This window comes from Rhizobacter sp. P2_H2, assembly GCF_056403375.1.
On the sequence record NZ_JBFUFP010000639.1, the window covers coordinates 1 to 3,190 of the forward strand.

Consider the following 3,190-nt stretch of genomic DNA (forward strand, 5'->3'; position numbering starts at 1 on the left):
CCGGCACCTGCGCCCACACCGGCCCCGGCTCCAGCGCCCGCTCCGGCTCCCGCGCCCGCCCCTTCGCCTGCGCCCGCCCCGTCGGCCGCGACGCTCTCGTGGCGCGCCGTCAGCCTCGCCAGCGCCGAGTTCGCGCCCGGCAACCTGCCCGGCAACTACAACACCGACTACGTCTACCCGTCGGCCTCGAGCRCGGCCTACTTCAAGAGCAAGGGCATGAACGCGGTGCGCCTGCCCTTCCTGTGGGAGCGGCTGCAACCGTCGCTGAACCAGCCCTTCGACGCGACCGAGCTGTCGCGGCTCACCACCTTCGTGCAGCAGGTCACCGCGACCGGCGTCACGGTGCTGATCGATCCGCACAACTACGCGCGCTACCGCGGCAACCTGATCGGCTCGACGCAGGTGCCGAACGCGGCCTTCGCCGATTTCTGGTCGCGCCTGGCGACGCAGTTCAAGGGCAACCCGAACGTCGCGTTCGGGCTGATGAACGAGCCGCACGACATCGCGACCGAGCAGTGGCTGGCTGCCGCCAACGCCGCACTGGCCGCGATCCGCACCACCGGCGCAACCAACGTCGTCACCGTGCCGGGCAACGCCTGGACCGGCGCACACAGCTGGCTGCAGGACTGGTACGGCACCGCGAACGGCACCGTGATGAAGGGCATCGTCGACCCGGGCAAGAACATGGTGTTCGAGGTGCACCAGTACCTGGACAACGATTCATCCGGCACGCATGCCGATTGCAGCAGCGCCACCATCGGCGCCGAGCGCCTGCAGGCCTTCACGACCTGGGCCCGCAGCAACGGCTACCGCGCCGTGCTCGGCGAAGTGGGCGCCGCATCGAACGCCACCTGCGACCTGGCCGTGGCCAGCGCGCTCGGCCACCTCAAATCCAACGCCGACGTCTGGGCCGGCTGGGTCTGGTGGGCCGCCGGCCCCTGGTGGGGCAGCTACATGTATTCGATCGAACCCGCAGGCAGCACCGACAAGCCGCAGATGACCGTGCTGAAGCCGTACCTGCAGTGACCTGCTTTTTCTGAATTCAACACACATCAAGGGAAGCCACATGAAAAGCCAAAAACGCCAGCGCGGACGCGCCGGTGTGAGCCTGCTGTTCTCGCTCGTTCTCGCCGCCTGCGGTGGCAACGACAACAATGACAACCCGGCGCCGTCGCCGACGAGCAATGCGCCGGCCCCGGCGCCCACCACCACGCCGTCGCCTGCTCCTTCTCCTTCGCCGTCGCCTGCTCCCGCACCGGCACCGTCGCCTTCTCCGGCGCCTTCGCCGTCCCCGGCCCCTGCGCCCTCGCCGTCGCCCGCGCCGGCACCTTCCCCGTCACCGGCTCCGGCACCGGCCCCCACGCCGTCGCCCGCCCCGGCGCCCGCGCCGACGCCCTCTCCTGCGCCGGCACCTGCTCCGGCACCGTCTCCCTCGCCGGCACCTTCGCCGTCCCCGGCACCCGCTCCCGCACCGGCACCCGCCCCCGCGACCGGCCTGATCACCACCGGCAACCCGTTCGCCGACGCGCTGTTCTACGTGGACCCCGACTACGGCACCCAGGTCGCGCAATCGCTGACCCGCGTGACCGCCTCGGCCACCGACACCGCGCTGGTGAAGGCCGCCGCCAAGTTCCCGACCGCCGTCTGGCTGGACCGCATCGGCGCGATCGATGGCGCCAAGGCCAGCGGCGGCGCGATGGGCTTGGTCGACCACCTCGACGCGGCCGTCGCGCAGCAGAAGGCGTTGAGCGGCAGCACGCTCAAGCCGATGACGATCCAGCTGGTCGTGTACGACCTGCCCGACCGCGACTGCGCGGCGCTGGCGTCGAACGGCGAGCTGAGCTCGGCCAACGATGGCATGACGAAGTACAAGACCCAGTACATCGACCGCATCGCCGAGATCCTCGCGCGCCCGGCCTACGCCGGCCTGCGCATCGTCACGCTGATCGAGCCGGACTCGTACCCGAACATGCTGACCAACATCGGCATTGGCAAGACAGTGTGCGATTCGGTCAACCAGAAGGGCGTCTACGTCGATGGCATCCGCTACACGCTGAACAAGCTGTCGACGCTGAAGAACGTGTACATGTACCTCGACATCGCGCACTCGGGCTGGCTCGGCTGGGACGGCAACCGCGGCAAAGCCATCGACGGCTTCATCAACCTGGTGAAGGGCGCGACGCCGAGCGGCAACCTCGGCATCATCCGAGGCTTCGCGACCAACACCGCGAACTACACGCCGCTGCAGGAGCCGTTCTTCGACGGTTCCGAGAAATACGTCCAGACCGGCGGCACGACCCAGTTCTACGAATACAACCACGTGGTCGATGAGCAGACCTATGTCGACAAGCTGCACGCGGAGTTCGTGGCTGCCGGCTTTCCGAAGACGCTGTCGTTCCTCGTCGACACCTCGCGCAACGGCTGGGGCGGCCCGGCCCGGCCCACCCAGGCGGCCGCCGACGTCGACGACATGCGCGTCGACCGTCGCGCCCACCGCGGCAACTGGTGCAACGTGAAGAACACCGGCATCGGTGAACGGCCGCGCGCCAATCCGGATGCGAGCCGCCCCTACCTGGATGCGTACGTGTTCGTGAAACCGCCCGGCGCTTCCGACGGCACCAGCGACAGCACGGCCACCACGCCGAACGCCGAAGGCAAGCGCTTCGACGCGATGTGCGGCTCGGGCAACGTCGACGCACTCAGCGGCGCGCCGCATGCCGGCCAGTGGTTCCACGACCAGTTCCTGATGCTGCTGCGCAACGCCTATCCGGCGATCAAGTGAGCAGCACCCGATTCTTCTTTTCGACTTTCAAACCAGGATCACTCCCCATGACTCACCTCCCCCGCCCGCGCGCCGCGGCGCTGGCCGTCGCCGCGCTGTTCGCCACCGTCGCATCACCCGCCTTCGCCAAGGACTGGCCGTCCGGCTACTCGAAATGCGCCGATGAAGGCGAGACCTGCAAGGTCGGCACCACCAAGCGCTCGGTCTCGTTCGGCATCAAGGACAAGTTCGTGACGAAGACGCTGTCGGGCAACATCGCCTGCACGACCGCGACCTTCGGCTCCGACCCGTACCCCGGCAAGGCGAAGAAGTGCGCCGTCGGCGCGGCCGCAGCGCCTGCCCCGGCACCGGCACCTTCGCCCGCACCGGCGCCTGCACCCGCACCGGCCCCGACGCCTGCTCCCGCCC

At 69.2% G+C, this 3,190-nt stretch carries 2 protein-coding genes and 1 pseudogene; all 3 read left to right on the top strand.

Features of this window, described 5'->3' with window-relative positions; genetic code table 11:
* A partial coding sequence (locus AC1D15_RS23880; RefSeq protein ID WP_477827930.1) for a glycoside hydrolase family 5 protein occupies positions 1–1,026 on the top strand: 1,026 nt, incomplete at its 5' end.
* A gap of 40 nt (positions 1,027–1,066) precedes the next feature.
* Entirely contained in the window at positions 1,067–2,782 is a 1,716-nt protein-coding gene (locus tag AC1D15_RS23885; protein WP_477827931.1) for a glycoside hydrolase family 6 protein, read from the top strand.
* 47 nt (positions 2,783–2,829) lie between these two features.
* Positions 2,830–3,190 (top strand): annotated as a pseudogene (locus tag AC1D15_RS23890) (hypothetical protein); the annotation flags it as partial.